Origin of the sequence: Methyloceanibacter sp., assembly GCF_049590335.1 — a bacterium.
Taxonomy (GTDB): Bacteria; Pseudomonadota; Alphaproteobacteria; order Rhizobiales; family Methyloligellaceae; genus Methyloceanibacter.
On record NZ_JBAWCQ010000159.1, the window covers coordinates 1 to 14,371 of the forward strand.

At 62.3% G+C, this 14,371-nt stretch carries 16 protein-coding genes; 8 read left to right on the plus strand and 8 right to left on the minus strand.

Going from position 1 to position 14,371, the window contains the following annotated elements; all coding sequences use genetic code 11:
• Together WBQ77_RS11790 and WBQ77_RS11795 are read left to right on the plus strand one after the other, a co-directional pair.
• Positions 1–1,299: SEC-C metal-binding domain-containing protein (locus WBQ77_RS11790; protein WP_424060416.1), on the plus strand; the 1,299-nt coding region annotated here is incomplete at its 5' end.
• Between the two features lie 74 nt (positions 1,300–1,373).
• Positions 1,374–3,149: an SLC13 family permease gene (locus WBQ77_RS11795; protein ID WP_424060418.1), complete on the plus strand. Its 1,776-nt coding sequence runs from the start codon at positions 1,374–1,376 to the stop codon at positions 3,147–3,149.
• A 16-nt stretch (positions 3,150–3,165) separates the two neighbouring features.
• Here the strand turns inward: WBQ77_RS11795 and WBQ77_RS11800 are convergent, their stop codons facing one another.
• The 7 genes from WBQ77_RS11800 to WBQ77_RS11830 all read right to left on the minus strand — a co-directional run bounded on the left by WBQ77_RS11800 (position 3,166) and on the right by WBQ77_RS11830 (position 8,716).
• Positions 3,166–4,005, minus strand: coding sequence for a L,D-transpeptidase family protein (locus WBQ77_RS11800; RefSeq protein ID WP_424042855.1), 840 nt, complete (start codon positions 4,003–4,005; stop codon positions 3,166–3,168).
• 310 nt (positions 4,006–4,315) lie between these two features.
• Positions 4,316–4,540 carry an MAPEG family protein gene (locus WBQ77_RS11805; RefSeq protein WP_424042856.1) on the minus strand — a complete coding sequence of 75 codons (225 nt, stop codon included), beginning with the start codon at positions 4,538–4,540 and terminating at the stop codon, positions 4,316–4,318.
• A 197-nt stretch (positions 4,541–4,737) separates the two neighbouring features.
• The gene (locus tag WBQ77_RS11810; RefSeq protein WP_424042857.1) at positions 4,738–5,070 is read right to left on the minus strand and encodes an ArsR/SmtB family transcription factor; all 333 of its coding nucleotides are present in this window, start codon (positions 5,068–5,070) and stop codon (positions 4,738–4,740) included.
• Positions 5,071–5,174: 104 nt separating this feature from the next.
• On the minus strand, positions 5,175–6,161 hold the full coding sequence (locus WBQ77_RS11815) for a L,D-transpeptidase family protein (RefSeq protein WP_424060421.1): 987 nt from the start codon (positions 6,159–6,161) through the stop codon (positions 5,175–5,177).
• Between the two features lie 190 nt (positions 6,162–6,351).
• A complete protein-coding gene (locus WBQ77_RS11820; RefSeq protein WP_424042859.1) occupies positions 6,352–7,305 on the minus strand; it encodes an acetyl-CoA carboxylase carboxyltransferase subunit alpha in 954 nt (317 codons plus the stop codon).
• 172 nt (positions 7,306–7,477) lie between these two features.
• Positions 7,478–8,428 carry a site-specific tyrosine recombinase XerD gene (locus WBQ77_RS11825; protein WP_424060427.1) on the minus strand — a complete coding sequence of 317 codons (951 nt, stop codon included), beginning with the start codon at positions 8,426–8,428 and terminating at the stop codon, positions 7,478–7,480.
• A gap of 72 nt (positions 8,429–8,500) precedes the next feature.
• Positions 8,501–8,716: a hypothetical protein gene (locus WBQ77_RS11830; RefSeq protein ID WP_424041734.1), complete on the minus strand. Its 216-nt coding sequence runs from the start codon at positions 8,714–8,716 to the stop codon at positions 8,501–8,503.
• A 149-nt stretch (positions 8,717–8,865) separates the two neighbouring features.
• Between WBQ77_RS11830 and WBQ77_RS11835 the strand changes: the two genes are divergently transcribed.
• From WBQ77_RS11835 to WBQ77_RS11845, 3 genes are read left to right on the plus strand one after another with little or no spacing between them, the layout of a single operon-like run.
• A complete protein-coding gene (locus tag WBQ77_RS11835) occupies positions 8,866–9,495 on the plus strand; it encodes a shikimate kinase (RefSeq protein WP_424041736.1) in 630 nt (209 codons plus the stop codon).
• A complete protein-coding gene (gene aroB, locus WBQ77_RS11840) occupies positions 9,492–10,664 on the plus strand; it encodes a 3-dehydroquinate synthase (protein WP_424060423.1) in 1,173 nt (390 codons plus the stop codon). Before WBQ77_RS11835 ends, aroB begins: the two co-directional genes overlap by 4 nt.
• A complete protein-coding gene (locus WBQ77_RS11845; protein WP_424041739.1) occupies positions 10,661–11,992 on the plus strand; it encodes an HlyC/CorC family transporter in 1,332 nt (443 codons plus the stop codon). The genes aroB and WBQ77_RS11845 overlap by 4 nt, the downstream gene beginning before the upstream one ends.
• A 6-nt stretch (positions 11,993–11,998) precedes the next feature.
• On the opposite strand, the gene WBQ77_RS11850 is transcribed toward WBQ77_RS11845, so the two are convergent.
• Positions 11,999–12,283, minus strand: a complete 285-nt coding sequence (locus tag WBQ77_RS11850; RefSeq protein ID WP_424060425.1) for a BolA family protein — start codon at positions 12,281–12,283, stop codon at positions 11,999–12,001.
• A gap of 165 nt (positions 12,284–12,448) precedes the next feature.
• Between WBQ77_RS11850 and WBQ77_RS11855 the strand changes: the two genes are divergently transcribed.
• The 3 genes from WBQ77_RS11855 to WBQ77_RS11865 all read left to right on the plus strand — a co-directional run.
• Positions 12,449–13,072 (plus strand): J domain-containing protein, encoded by a 624-nt coding sequence (locus tag WBQ77_RS11855; RefSeq protein ID WP_424041743.1) that lies wholly within the window; start codon positions 12,449–12,451, stop codon positions 13,070–13,072.
• A 104-nt stretch (positions 13,073–13,176) separates the two neighbouring features.
• Entirely contained in the window at positions 13,177–14,166 is a 990-nt protein-coding gene (gene cobS, locus WBQ77_RS11860; protein WP_424041745.1) for a cobaltochelatase subunit CobS, read from the plus strand.
• Between the two features lie 51 nt (positions 14,167–14,217).
• The coding region (locus WBQ77_RS11865) for a hypothetical protein (RefSeq protein ID WP_424060429.1) at positions 14,218–14,371 on the plus strand (154 nt) is incomplete at its 3' end.

The window sequence follows — 14,371 nt, forward strand, 5'->3', positions numbered from 1 at the left end:
ACCATCGCCACCAATATGGCTGGCCGCGGAACGGACATCCAGCTCGGCGGCAATCTGGATATGCGCCTTGAGAACTGGCAGACGGAACAGAGCGTGAAGGGCAAGGAGCCGACGCCGGAGGAGGTCGAGGCGAAGCGCGCCGAGATCGAGACCGATATCGAGGCCAAGAAGAAGAGGGCGCTTGATGCCGGCGGTCTTTACGTGATCGGCACCGAGCGCCACGAGAGCCGCCGTATCGACAATCAATTGCGCGGCCGCTCCGGCCGCCAGGGCGATCCGGGCGCGTCCCGCTTCTTCCTGTCGCTGGACGACGACCTGATGCGCATCTTCGGGTCCGAACGCATGGACGGCATGCTTCAGGCGCTCGGTCTCAAAGACGGCGAGGCAATCGTCCATCCTTGGATCAACAAGGCCCTCGAAAAAGCGCAAGGCAAGGTCGAGGCGCGCAACTTCGACATCCGCAAGAACTTGCTGAAGTTCGACAACGTGATGAACGATCAGCGCAAGGCGATCTTTGAGCAGCGCCGGGAGCTTCTGGCAGACCAGGATCTCAACGAGACCATCGCGGAAATGCGCCATCAGGTCGTGGACGATTTGGTGGCCGAGGCCGTTCCGGAGAAATCCTATCCTGAACAATGGGATCTCGAGGGTCTGAAAGAGAAAGTCGACAGCATATTCGGGCTGGACCTGCCTGTGGGCGACTGGGCGGACGAGGAAGGTATCGCCGAGGCCGAGATCCATGAACGGCTGCTCAAGGCGACCGACGAAGCCGCGGCCAAAAAGGCGGGGCAGTTCGGCTCGCAGACCATGCGCCAGCTCGAGCGCGCGGTACTGCTGCAGACTCTCGATAGTTTGTGGCGCGAACACCTGGTGACCCTGGAGCATCTGCGCCAGGTCATTGGCCTGCGCGGCTATGGCCAGCGCGACCCGCTCAACGAGTTCAAGAGCGAAAGCTTCACCCTGTTCGAGCAGATGCTCTCGCGCCTGCGCGAGGCGGTAACCGGGCAGATCATGCATGCAGAAATCGCCCATGAGTCCGATGCACCGTCCTTGGACATTGCCGACCTGCCGCCCATGGAGGTCCATCACGTCGACCCCACAACGGGGCAGGACGAATTCGCACTCGAAACCGCGGAGGCCGCTCCGGCTTCCGGCGGCGCCGCGCCCGTGCGTACCCGCAAGGCCGCCGCGGTGGCGCTCGATCCGGCAGACCCGTCGACCTGGGGCAAGGTTCAGCGCAACGCGCCCTGCCCGTGCGGTTCGGGCAAGAAATACAAGCACTGCCACGGGGCGTTCTAGCGCGCGCACGTCGGATTGAAACCGGCGTACCAATGGCGCGGTGCGGCGAAGGTCTTTAGGGGGGCGAGAACGCCATGACGGTCGACCAAGCGCTCGCCTTCTCCATCGTCGTCGGCATGATGGGGCTCTTCATCTGGGGGCGCCTGCGCTACGACGTGGTGGCGCTTCTGGCACTGCTGGCCACCATCGCCGCCGGCATTGTCCCGCCCGAGAAGGCCTTCTCCGGATTCAGCGACGACATCGTCATCATCGTGGCGAGCGCGTTGATCGTGAGCGCCGCGGTCGGGCGGTCCGGGGTGATCGAGCGGATCGTGCGTCAGTTCGGCCCCTACCTCACCACCGTGTACCGGCAGATCGCGGCCCTGGTCGGCTCGGTCACGGTGATGTCCGGCTTCGTGAAGAATATCGGCGCGCTGGCAATGTTGATGCCGGTAGCGTTTCAGGTCGCCCGCCGGACGGGGACCTCACCATCGTCCCTATTGATGCCCATGTCGTTCGGTGCGCTTCTCGGCGGCACCGTGACGCTGATCGGCACCTCGCCCAATATCATCGTCAGCCGCGTGCGCGAGCAGACCCTCGGTCAGCCCTTCGAGATGTTCGACTTCGCCCCTGTCGGCGCCTGCCTTTCTCTCATCGGGTTCGTGTTCTTGCTGTTCGGCTGGCGGCTTCTGCCCAAAGACCGCAAGGGCACCGTGTCCATGGACGCGGCCTTCACGCTCGAGGGCTACACGACCGAGGTCGCCGTTCCCAAAGACTCCCCCGCCGCCAATATCACGGTGAAAGCCCTCGAGGACCTCAGCGAAGGCGACGTAGAAGTCATCACCCTCATTCGGGGAACCACACGCCGCTTCGATCCGGCGGGCAACAGCTTGATTAAGCCGGACGACGTCTTGATCCTGCGCGGAGAACCCTCCGCCCTCGAGCGTCTGGTGGCCTTGGAAAAGCTCACGCTGGTGCGTCACGAAAACGGCAAAGGGAGCACCGATACTCCGACCGACGAGATCGGCATCATGGAGGCGGTGATCACGCCCGATTCCGAACTGATCGGCTATTCGGTGGGCCAGCTGAAATTAGCCGACCGCCATGGCATGGATCTTCTGGCCGTGAGCCGCACCGGGCGGCGCATCGCCAACCGGCTGCGCTCGGTGAAACTGCGCGCCGGCGACGTGGTCGTGCTCCAAGGCAATATGACCACGATGCCCGAGACGTTGGGGGAGTTGCACCTTCTGCCGCTGGCCGAGCGGGACTTGCGTATGGGGCGGCGGGGCAGCCTCCTGCCCCTCGCCGTGCTGGCCGTCGCCATGGGGCTCGTCGCCTTCAGCATCGTGCCCGTCGCCATCGCCTTCTTCGCCGCCGCCGTAGTTCTGATCCTGCTCCGCGCCTTATCGCTGCGTGAGGCCTATGACGTCGTCGAATGGCCCATTCTCGTCATGCTGGGCGCACTGATCCCCGTCAGTGATGCGCTCCGCACCACCGGCGGTACCGATCTCATCGCGGCCTGGCTGTCGGAAACCGCCTCCAATCTGCCCGCATACGGGGCCCTGCTCCTGCTCATGGCCGCGGCCATGGCGGTGACGCCCTTCCTCAACAACGCCGCCACCGTGCTCGTCATGGCGCCCATCGCGGCGAGCTTCGCCAGCAATCTGGGCTATAGCCCCGATGCCTTCCTGATGGCGGTCGCGATCGGGGCTGCGTGCGATTTCCTCACACCCATCGGCCACCAATGCAACACGCTGGTGATGGGGCCCGGCGGCTATCACTTCAGTGACTATTGGCGGCTCGGCCTGCCGCTCTCCATCATCGTCCTGCTCGCCGGCACGCCGCTCATTCTGTATTTCTGGCCGATCTAGCCCACCGGCTACTGCGCTAACTGTCCTCTGCAATCGCACCGCGACAACGATCCTCGACGAGGCTGTCAACGGTGCCCTGCGAGCCTTGCTCGAACACGTAGCGGCCTTCGCAGACGCTGACCTTTGGCGGCACCCCATCGCGGTCAAACAGGTCGTGGCCGGCCTTCAAGTTCGCCCAGAACGGCGCCCATTTGTCTCCGGACCGCAGTCGCAGATTCTTGTCGGTCATTCGGAACGGAAAGGCATGGACGGGAATGCGCGCTTGGCCGTTGTCCAGCGCCGCGGTGACGAACGCCCAGAGCTCGTCGACGACACCGTTCGTCACGGCATAGCAGCCGATTGACGCGCAGCCGCCATGCACCATCAGAAACGAGCCCGTGCGGCCTTTGCTCCGATCGTAGACATTGGGAAAGCCCAAATTGAAGGACAGATGTTCGACGCTGTTGGGATTGAGCGCGTCCTTGTCCACCGTATAGAAGCCCTCGGGAGCCTGACGGTCGCCCTCTTTCAGCTTCGGTCCAAGGCGCCCCGACCACATGCAGATCGGATAGGTGGCAAAGCGCTCGAAGTGACCGCCCTTTTGCACCCACAGCTCGATCTCCGACTCGAGCTTGTAGATGCGCAAGTGAATAGGCATCCCGGGCTTGACGCCGGCCGCCGCCATCCGCGCGGAAAAGTGGTTGAGGTCAGGTGTCCCCGGCAAGGGCCTCCCGGCGTGAAAATGCCCACGGTTCTCCTTGCGATCCCAGTTGACCGTGAGGCGATCGATGAGCTGCCGTCCATCGGGCGTGAAAAGGTAGTAGGCCCCGCCGACGAGCGCCGCCAATAGGATCGAAACGAAAAGAAACCGCACCATCGTCAACTCTCAAGGCCGGAAATGAACCGGCTACCCGATGCAAGGACCGTATGCTGCTTCATCTACCCGCAAAAACGAAACGAAATGCGGCAACGTCCTTCGTCGTCGCGCGCCTCCAGGGCCAATCGGGAATCTTAGGTTGTCGTGGCGCACGCAACTGCACCAAGTCTGCGCTGCTTAACCAGCTAGGCCGCGAACAGCGCGTGGTACAGGAGCCACCCGCCTGCCCAGAGGCAGATCATGTGCTGCGTTATGATAGAGAAAAGTCCAATCCAAGGGTTGCGCATGGACATGTGGAGGAAACGCCCGATCAAGAACACGGCGGCAAACCCCCACAAAAGAGCACTCGGCGCGCCGCGAGCTCCAGCAGGCCGACCCCGAGAATGTTCATCGGCGCGCTCTCGACAAAGTTCGCGTGAGCGCGAATACGGCGGCGCAGGACATCGTCGTCCGCATCACCGAACTGAATACCGCCAAGGCGGGCACGGCGAGCCGTCACCATGGCGCTGACCACGAGCCGTTGGTCACTTGGCATTTGGTAGCGAATGCGAAAACGGCCACCCTCCCGAAAATCGAACCGATCGATCGCGATCGCAATCCCGGCATCCGGCGCAAATCACTTCTCGAGCGCGGCGCCGGATCAAAACGCATCGATGACGCACTCCCGCGGCACGGCGTAACGCCGCCGGACCTCAATCGAGTCGCGACCGCCCGTTTCTACGGTTCGTTCGATCATGCGCCGTCTCCTTTCAAGATATCGCCCAAGCGATCGAGCGTGCATTCCCAGAAGCGCTTCTGACGCGTGATCCAATCTTCGGCTTTGTTCAGGGGGCTCGGATTGAAGCGGCAGCGGATTTTCCGCCCCTCCTTGGTCCGGCGGGCGAGGCCGGCGGTCTCCAAGACCTGAATGTGCCGGGAGACCGCCGCAAAGGACATGTCGTGAGGCTCGCTAAGCTCCGTCACATAGGCGTCGCCCTGCGCAAGACGCGCGAGGATCGCGCGCCTTGTGGGATCAGCCAGTGCCGTAAAGACCTTGTCCAGATCCGCTCGTGTCTGCCGAACCATCGTGCTAACCCTCATATTCAACACAATTGTATTGTGACAGGGCCGTAGACGTTATTAAATATATTTGTTTAATGATTGGATTGGGTGACGTGTGCCAGAAGCAGCTACGGGGCGCGCTGCGCGATCTTCTCTTTCTTGCCGTTCGCCGCCTGTTTTTGCCCCTTCGCTTTTAAGTCCGGCGTAGCGGGCCCGAGCGTCATCACGTTGTAGACAGGGGTGATCTCGCCGAAGTGCAGATCCATGATACTGCCGAGAGGCTTGGCCAGCGAGGACTCGGCAACGGCCCGCCCTTGACTCTTGGGCTTGAAGGCTACCATCGGCAGCTTGCTGTAGCGCGGGCACGCCCGTTTCGGGTTGGGATACTTCCCGGCCGGAAACGCGCCGTTGACCACATAGCGCCCACCGCACACGGCAAGGGTCGGCTCAAGACGGGTGACCTGGAAATAGTCATAGCCGTCCTTCAGATTGAGCCAGAAGTCGAACCAAGAGCTGTCGGTGTGTGCCGCCAGGTTGGCTGTCGTCATCCGGAACGGAAAGGCGTGGACCTGGAATTTTTCTTGCCCGCCGGCAAAAGCCTCCACGGCCAGCGCGTAGATCTCTTCGATTACCGCATCGGTCATCGCGTAACAGCCGCGGGACTTGCACTCGCCATGAACCATGAGGTTGGCGCCGGTGCGCTTCAGCGACCGATCGAGGGCGTTCGGATATCCGATGTTGAAGGACAGGTGGTAACGGCTCTTCGGGTTCAGCCGCTTCTTGTTGACCACGTAGAAGCCCTCAGGCGCCTGCAAATCCCCTTGCTTCAGTTTGGGGCCCAGACCGCCTGAGAAATTGCAGATCGGATAGGTCTTCAAATGGTAGAAATGCCCGTCATCCTTCTTCTTCCAGACTTCGAGCTCGGATTCGGATTTGAAGACGCGAATGAGGATGGGCTGGGACGCAGTCATGCCCTTCTCGGCCAACAGCGCGCGCGTCTTAGACGACAGCGGCCGCATATGCGGCGGATAGTAGGCCCCACAGCCTGACACCGCGGCCGCCAACACGACCACGCCTGCCCACAAAATGGCCGTGACGACCCTAGAACGACGCATTCGGCGAGCCCTTTTGCACCACCGGCCGAGTTCAGTTCAGCATGGTTAACAGAGCGTTAGCCCTACCGCCGCCAGACCGTCCCCACGGCCCGACACCATACAGACTATAGGCTTATCGGCCCGTATTTGGACCGAAAAGAGACTTCTGAGGGCATGCCAAGCCAGAAAGGCCATGCGCCGATGCGCCAAATTAGGCGTCGCGACCGATGGCCAAGAACTTTTCGCGACGTTCTTTCCGGATCTGATCGGGCGTGTAGTCATCGAACTCGGCAATGGCGTTGACGATGACGTCCCCTGCCGCCTGCAAGATGCTTTGCGGGTCCCGATGCGCTCCGCCCACCGGCTCGGGAATGATTCCGTCGACGATCCCGAGGTCCTTCAGGTCCTGGGCGGTGATCTTCATGTTCGTGGCCGCATCCTGGGCGCGAGACGAATCCCGCCAAAGGATGGACGCGGCGGCCTCCGGCGAAGCGACCGTGTAGATCGAGTGCTCCAGCATGAAGATCCGGTTGGCCGTGGCGAGCGCAACCGCACCACCCGAGCCACCCTCGCCGATGACCAGCGAAACGACGGGCACGCTGAGCCGCATACAGCACGCCGTGCTCCGGGCGATTGCCTCGGCCTGGCCGCGCTCTTCGGCCCCGATGCCGGGATAGGCGCCCGCCGTATCCACCAGGCTCACCACCGGCAGGGAGAACCGGTCGGCCATCTCCATCAAGCGCACCGCCTTGCGATAGCCTTCGGGCCGGGCCATGCCGAAATTGTGCTTGATACGCCCCTCGGTATTGGACCCCTTCTCGTGCCCGATCACCATGACCGAACGACCCGCAAGCCGGCCGATCCCGCCGATGATCGCCTCGTCCTCGGCGAAGTAGCGGTCGCCCGCCATTGGGGTAAAATCACGCACCAGATCCTGGACGTAATGGGTGAAATGCGGCCGATCGGGGTGGCGCGCTACCTGGGTTTTCTGCCAGGGAGTCAGCTTGGCGTAGGTCTCCACAAGAGCCTCGCGCGCTTTGATCTCAAGGCGCGTCAGCTCTTCGATGATCGGCACGGAATCGTCGTCCGTCGCAAGGGCCTTGAGCTCGGCGACCTTGCTTTCAAGCTCCGCGATCGGTTTTTCGAAATCGAGATATGTCCGCATGCAGCCCGACTAAACCCGTTGGAAATACAAAACAGCCCTATTTCAAGGCATCCTTACAACACAAGCAGGGCATCCATGCGACAAAAGGGAAAACAACCGAGATCCGGCTCTAAGTGGCCTTACGGCCATGTCCTGTCAACCGGGACCTTTTGTCTTCCCGGACGCAAAGACTCTAGCGCGGCTTCGTTAACTTCACCTTGGCTAGCGGATGGTGCTCCTCCACCAGGCGCCGCAGCCGCTCCTCGATCACATGGGTGTAGATTTGCGTGGTGGAGATATCCGCATGCCCCAGCAATTGCTGCACGGTCCGCAAATTGGCGCCCCGTTCGAGCAGATGGCTGGCAAAGGCGTGACGCAAGACATGCGGCGAGACGCGAGCGGGATCCAGACCCGCCTCCAGCGCCAGGGTTTTGAGCTCCTGGCCTAGCCGCTGGCGGGTCATGTGCTGTCCCCCGTCCCCGGTGGGGAACAGAAAAGGCGAGGCCTTGAGCGCTGGTTCCTGTGCCATCACCCCGAGATAAGCCGACAGCGCCTCCCGGGCCACATCGTTCAGCGGCACGAGCCGCTCGCGCGCGCCCTTACCCTTGATGGTCAGGACCCGGTCATCCACCGCGAGAACATTGCGCGGGAGCGCCACGAGTTCGGAAACCCGCAGACCCGAGGCGTAGAGTGTTTCCAGGAGCGCGTTGAGCCGGTAGGCGCGCCGGCGCGGCGAGCCGTCCGGAGCCGAAGCGCAGGCCTCCTTGGCCGTCCCGATCAGGGTCTCGACCTCGGCCAGCGACAACACTTTTGGCAAAGGGCGCCCCCGCTTGGGGCTGTCGATCGCCGAGGTGGGATCGTCCGTGCGCACCCCCTCTGCCAGCAGGAACCGGAAGAACTGCCGGATGGCCGACAACTTGCGGGCGCGGGACGTCGGGGCCAGCCCGTCGGCCGCCAAGACTTCGAGATAGGCCCGCACGTGGTCCGCTGATGCGGCGGCCGCGGCAGTCTTTTTCGTGGCCAGAAAGGTCAGAAAGTCCGATAGATCGCGCGCATAGGCGGAGACCGTGTGGGAGGCCGCGCCGCGCTCGGCCATGAGCATTTCGATAAACAGCGACAGTTCAGAGGACGACGCAGAGCTCAAGGATGGGGTCGAACGCGCCACGGTTACCCTTTCACCCAGGTCGATGACAGCCCGGCAGGCGATGAAAAACGCCTATTGGGCGCGATGGCTCGGAGGCAGGGCGATGGATGGCTCCTGGGCGGTGGCCGCCTTGGGTGCCACGGCACGCGGCTCGGCCTTGAGGTTGCGCAAGGCCTTGGAGATTTCTTTTGGCTCTGGCTGAAAATACTCAGCAAGCACATAAAGGCTTCCAGCGACGACACCGGCGATCGTCCCTAAGACCGCGAGGAAACGAATCAATGTTGGCATCGGGGCGCTCGTGTTCCTACTTATCGACCAATTTCTAACAGGGCCGCATTATGACTCAAAACGCCGCAGCACTTTAACCCCTTGCAATTCGCATCATGGACGATTCGACGACACCCTGTCAGCATGCCCCTTATTAACCTCTCCTGCCAATGACTCAACGTATTGCCAAACAAATTAGAGACCGCGACCAGCAACTGGCGGAAATCCGTCGATCTCTGGGGACGAACTCGCTCGTCCTGATCGGGCTGATGGGCGCTGGCAAGTCGGCGGTGGGCCGGCGGCTGGCCGCCTCCCTCAACCTGCCTTTCACGGATGCGGACGGCGAAATCGAGACAGCTGCGGGCCAGACCATCAGCGAGATTTTCGCCGAGCACGGCGAGGCTTACTTCCGGACCGGCGAGCGGAAGGTCATCGCGCGGCTCCTGAAAAATGGCCCGCAAGTGCTGGCAACCGGGGGGGGCGCCTATATGGACCCCGAAACCCGGGCCGCGGTCAAAGCGAACGGAATCTCGATCTGGCTCAAAGCCAACTTGCGTCTGCTCATGAAACGTGTAGGACGCCGGGACAACAGGCCTTTGTTGCAAGTGGACGATCCCGAGACCGCGATGAAAAAGCTGATGGCTCAGCGGAACCCCGTCTACGGCCAAGCGGACATCACCGTGCAGAGCCGGGAAGTCCCCCATGAGGTCATGGTGAGCAATATTGTCGATGCGCTTTCGGCCCGGCTCGAGCCAGACGGCCCAGCTGGACCGGCCGGCGGCCCCGTGAAGGCGCAGTGAGGAATACAAAGACCGTGGCGCAAGCACAGACAAAGACCGGCGGACCAACCGGCAGCGAGACCGAGATCGAGGTGGCTCTGGCCTCCCGGGGCTATCCGATCGTCATCGGCGAGGATCTCGTCGCAAATGCCGGACAACGCTTGAAGGCGTTGCTGCCGGGAGCTCGCTTTGCGGTGGTAAGCGATGCCAATGTGGCGGCGCTGCATCTTGCGCCGCTCAAGGCCAGCCTCGAAGCCGAAGGGCTGTTCCTCGGGTCAGCCGTCGTCGCTCCCGGGGAAGCGAGCAAGAGCTTTCCCGTGCTGGCGAAGCTGAGCGAGACGCTTCTCGAACTCGGCGTCGAGCGGGGCGATTGCGTGATTGCCTTTGGCGGGGGCGTTGTCGGCGACCTTGCAGGCTTCGCCGGATCGATCCTCAGGCGTGGCGTTCGGGTAGTGCAGATGCCGACGACGCTGCTGGCCCAAGTCGACTCGGCCATCGGCGGCAAGACGGGCATCGACACCAAGCAAGGGAAGAACCTGATCGGCACGTTTCACCAGCCGAGCCTCGTCCTGTCCGACATTTCCGTTCTCTCGACCTTGAGCGAACGCGAGTTCCGCGCGGGTTACGCAGAGGTCGCCAAATACGGCCTGCTCGGGGACGCGCTCTTCTTGGCCTGGCTCGAGGACAATTGGCAGGACATCTTCTCCGGCGATACGGCCAAGCGCCGTCATGCCGTGGAGACGAGCGCCCGCGCCAAGGCGAGCATCGTCATGGAGGACGAATTCGAGGTCAACGGCAAACGCGCCCTCCTCAATCTCGGTCACACATTCGGCCATGCGCTGGAGGCGTTCGCCGGCTTTTCGGACCGTTTGCTGCATGGCGAAGCCATATCCATCGGCATGCGCCAGGCCTTCGCCTACTCGGTCGAGCGAGACCTCTGCTCTGCCGAAGATGCCGCGCGGACAGAAGCTCATTTCAGGGCTGTAGGGCTGCCGACGGAGATCTCCACGATCCCCGGCGACAAACCGACACCCGGTGAAATGCTGCGGCTCATGGCACAAGACAAGAAGGTCAAGGGCGGCAAGATGGTTCTCGTACTGGCCCGCGGAATTGGCGAGGCGTTCGTCGAGAACGAGGTTTCCATGTCGGAGCTGACGGACTTCTTGCAGCGGGAGTGCGCGGCGCAATGACCCTGGCCTTGGGACTGACGCTTGGCGCGATCGTCGGCCTTCTCATTGTCTCGGCTTTTTTCTCCGGCTCGGAGACAGCCCTGACGGCGGCGAGCCGGGCGCGCATGCACGCGCTCGAAGAAGACGGAGTTGCACGTGCGGGCCTCGTCAACCGCCTGCTGGATTCCCGCGAGCGCCTGATCGGGGCGCTACTCTTAGGAAACAATCTCGTCAACATTGCCGCCTCGGCGCTCACCACGAGCCTGTTCTTGACCATCTTCGGCGAGGCGGGCGTGGTCTACGCCACCCTTGTCATGACCGCTCTGGTGGTGGTTTTCGCCGAGGTCCTGCCCAAGACATACGCGATCCTGAACGCGGACCGCATGGCCCTTTCCGTCGCCCCCGCCTTGAAAATTCTGGTCGCTCTGCTGGCGCCCGTGACGGCCGCGCTCCAATTCCTCGTGCGCCACACCTTGCGCCTCTTCGGTTCGAGTATCGACGATGATGCGGACGTCCTAGCAGCCCATGAGGAGATCCGTGGCGCCATCGAGCTGCACCATAAGGAAGGCGGCGTGGTGAAGGGCGACCGCGACATGCTGGGCGGCGTACTCGACCTGCGCGACCTCGACGTGTCCGACATCATGGTGCACCGGACCAAGATGGTGGCCATCGACGCGGAACTCCCGCCGGCGGAGATTATCGATCAGGCGCTCCGGAGTTCGCATACGCGCCTGCCGCTCTGGAAGGGCGAACGCGAGGAGATCGTCGGCATTCTTCACGCCAGAACGCTGCTGCAGGCCCTGCGCGATTCACGGGGCGACGTCAGCAAGATAGACGTGATGGCGCTTGCGACTCCGCCCTGGTTCGTTCCCGACACGACCGCCCTGAAGGCGCAGCTTGCGGCATTCCTGAAACGTAAGAACCATTTCTCCATCGTCGTGGACGAGTACGGCGAGGTGATGGGCCTCCTCACGCTGGAAGACATTATCGAGGAGATCGTCGGCGACATCACCGATGAGACGGACGTGCCCGCCACGGACGCGCACCCGCAAGCGGACGGCTCGCTCATGGTCGAAGGTCTCGTGCCCATCCGCGACGTGAACCGGCTTATGGATTGGGATCTGCCGGACGAAGAAGCCACCACGGTTGCCGGACTCGTCATCCACGAGGCCCAAACCATCCCCAACCCCGGACAGACCTTCAACTTTCACGGCTTCCGGTTCGAGGTACTGAGGCGCCACCGCAACCGCATCACACGCCTCAGGGTCGTCCCCTTGAGCGAGCCGCACGGCAAGATCGAGCCGGAAGGCAAGACGGCAGACAAGTCGAACACCAAGACCGGATCCTAATGGGCTTTAAGCCGTTTTCTTTTCCGCATCGGCGGACGACAGCGCGGTTACCGCAAGGGCATGAATTTTACCCGCCAGTTCATCGGCCAGCACATTATTCACCATGCGGTGACGCTCCAGCCGCGACTTGCCAGCGAAGGCGCCGGACACCACACGCACGGCGAAGTGGCTTTCACCGGTGCCTGGCGAGCCGGCATGGCCGGCGTGCTTATGGGACTCATTGACGACCTGTACTGCCTCGGGCGAAAAGGCGGCATTCAATTTTTCTCGGATGCTCTGTTCGACAGTCATTCGGCTTGGCACTCTTAATGGCACGGAAGCAATCCCGTGGAAGGATGGTTTGCGCGACACACCGCAGTAGTACTGTCAAACGCGCATAATCGTCCAGAGTATCGCCATTGTCATCGTCGAGCCATCCTTGTTGTGCCCAATATCGATTCCCATAATGCCAGTCTCATGAAACTCGATTCAAAAATATTCGACCACCTGCGCGTCAAACCCGACGAGAACCGCTTGCTGCGCGATTCCTCGCCCAAATGCGAGTGGGAGGGGTGCGACCAGCCTGGGCTCTACCCGGCCCCGAAGGGGCGCGGGCTCGAAGGCCAGTACCACCGCTACTGCATCGATCACGTGCGCGCATACAACAAGGGCTACAACTACTTCTCCGGCGTGCCGGACGAAGACGTGGTCGCCCAGCAGAAGGCGGATCAGGTCGGCGACCGGCCCACATGGTTCGTCGGCGTAAATGCCCATGGCAAGACCAAAGGGCGCGGCCGGGGGCAGCGCGGCGGCTATGGGCACCGGTTTGAGACCGCCGACCCGCATGGCCTGTTCGGCGAGAAGGCTCCCGCAAGCGAAGCGCCGGGTAAGGTCCGCCGGCCTATAAAGCGTCTCGAGCGCAAAGCACTGCGCCAGCTCAACTTGGATGACGACGCCACCAAGCACGACATCAAAACGCGGTTCAAGGAGCTGGTGAAACGGCTTCACCCGGATCACAACAACGGCGACCGGTCCTCCGAGGACAAGTTGCGTGAAGTCATCCAAGCCTATAATTATCTAAGGCAAATGGGGCTCGCATAACCTGCGCCACCATATTCTCGCAAAATCGTCACTTTGCGGAGGATTCCGGCGCCGTCCTTGAGACGCGATGCGCGCCCATAACTAATAAAGGCTCATCATCGACCATGACATTTGATATAGCGACGAACGACGCCGGTGTCCCGGACATGTCGGTCTCCGTGCGCCAGGTCTTCGGTATCGATACCGATCTCGAGGTCCCGGCTTACTCCCAATCCGACGAGCATGTCCCCGATGTCGACCCGGACTATCTCTTCAACCGCGACGTGACCCTGGCCATCCTTGCCGGCTTCAAGCACAACCGACGCGTCATGATCCAGGGCTATCACGGCACCGGCAAATCCACGCATATCGAGCAGGTAGCCGCGCGGCTCAACTGGCCGTGCATCCGTATCAATCTCGACAGCCATGTGAGCCGGATCGACCTCGTGGGCAAGGACGCGATCGTCATCAAGGACGGTCAGCAGGTGACCGAGTTCCGCGAGGGCATCCTCCCCTACGCGCTGCAGACCAACACGGCGCTGTGCTTCGACGAATACGATGCGGGCCGCCCTGACGTGATGTTCGTGATCCAGCGCGTGCTGGAGGTGTCCGGCAAGCTGACGCTGCTCGACCAATCGAAGGTCATCCGGCCGCATCCCGCCTTCCGCCTGTTCGCCACCACGAACACGATCGGCCTCGGCGATACCAGCGGCCTCTATCATGGCACGCAGCAGATCAACCAAGGCCAGATGGACCGCTGGTCCATCGTCGCAACCCTGAACTACCTGCCGCATGACGACGAGCTCGAAATCGTTGTGTCGAAGGTCAAGTCCTACAACACCGAAGAGGGCCGCAAGATCGTGTCGAACATGGTCCGCCTGGCCGAGCTGACCCGGAACGCGTTCATGAATGGTGATCTGTCCACGGTCATGAGCCCGCGCACGGTGATCACCTGGGCCGAGAACACGGAGATCTTCGGCGATGTCGGCACCGCCTTTTCGCTATCCTTCCTCAACAAGTGCGACGAGTTGGAGCGCGGTTTGATCGCCGAATTCTATCAGCGCTGTTTCGGCGAGGACTTGCCCGAGTCCACCGCCAATGTCGCGTTGAGCTGACGCCAAGCCTGCAGGATAGGCGCAGGATCACCCCGTCCAAGGATAACCCCTATGTCTGGACCGAAACGGAAAGAGGCGCCCCTCGATCCGTTCAAGCGCGCGGTGACGCAGGCGACGCGGGCCATTGCCGCCGATAGCGGCGTGGAGGTCGTGTTCTCAGGCGAACCGCCCGGCCTTGCCGGCAAGACGGCGCGCATCCCCGAGC

Coding starts and splice junctions, on each gene's coding strand:
- WBQ77_RS11845 (WP_424041739.1), top strand. CDS start 10,661: ATGACCCTGGCCTTGGGACTGACGCTTGGCGCGATCGTCGGCCTTCTC.
- WBQ77_RS11850 (WP_424060425.1), bottom strand. CDS start 12,283: ATGACTGTCGAACAGAGCATCCGAGAAAAATTGAATGCCGCCTTTTCG.
- WBQ77_RS11855 (WP_424041743.1), top strand. CDS start 12,449: ATGAAACTCGATTCAAAAATATTCGACCACCTGCGCGTCAAACCCGAC.
- cobS (WP_424041745.1), top strand. CDS start 13,177: ATGACATTTGATATAGCGACGAACGACGCCGGTGTCCCGGACATGTCG.
- WBQ77_RS11810 (WP_424042857.1), bottom strand. CDS start 5,070: ATGGTTCGGCAGACACGAGCGGATCTGGACAAGGTCTTTACGGCACTG.
- WBQ77_RS11795 (WP_424060418.1), top strand. CDS start 1,374: ATGACGGTCGACCAAGCGCTCGCCTTCTCCATCGTCGTCGGCATGATG.
- WBQ77_RS11800 (WP_424042855.1), bottom strand. CDS start 4,005: ATGGTGCGGTTTCTTTTCGTTTCGATCCTATTGGCGGCGCTCGTCGGC.
- WBQ77_RS11835 (WP_424041736.1), top strand. CDS start 8,866: ATGACTCAACGTATTGCCAAACAAATTAGAGACCGCGACCAGCAACTG.
- WBQ77_RS11830 (WP_424041734.1), bottom strand. CDS start 8,716: ATGCCAACATTGATTCGTTTCCTCGCGGTCTTAGGGACGATCGCCGGT.
- WBQ77_RS11815 (WP_424060421.1), bottom strand. CDS start 6,161: ATGCGTCGTTCTAGGGTCGTCACGGCCATTTTGTGGGCAGGCGTGGTC.
- WBQ77_RS11805 (WP_424042856.1), bottom strand. CDS start 4,540: ATGCCAAGTGACCAACGGCTCGTGGTCAGCGCCATGGTGACGGCTCGC.
- WBQ77_RS11820 (WP_424042859.1), bottom strand. CDS start 7,305: ATGCGGACATATCTCGATTTCGAAAAACCGATCGCGGAGCTTGAAAGC.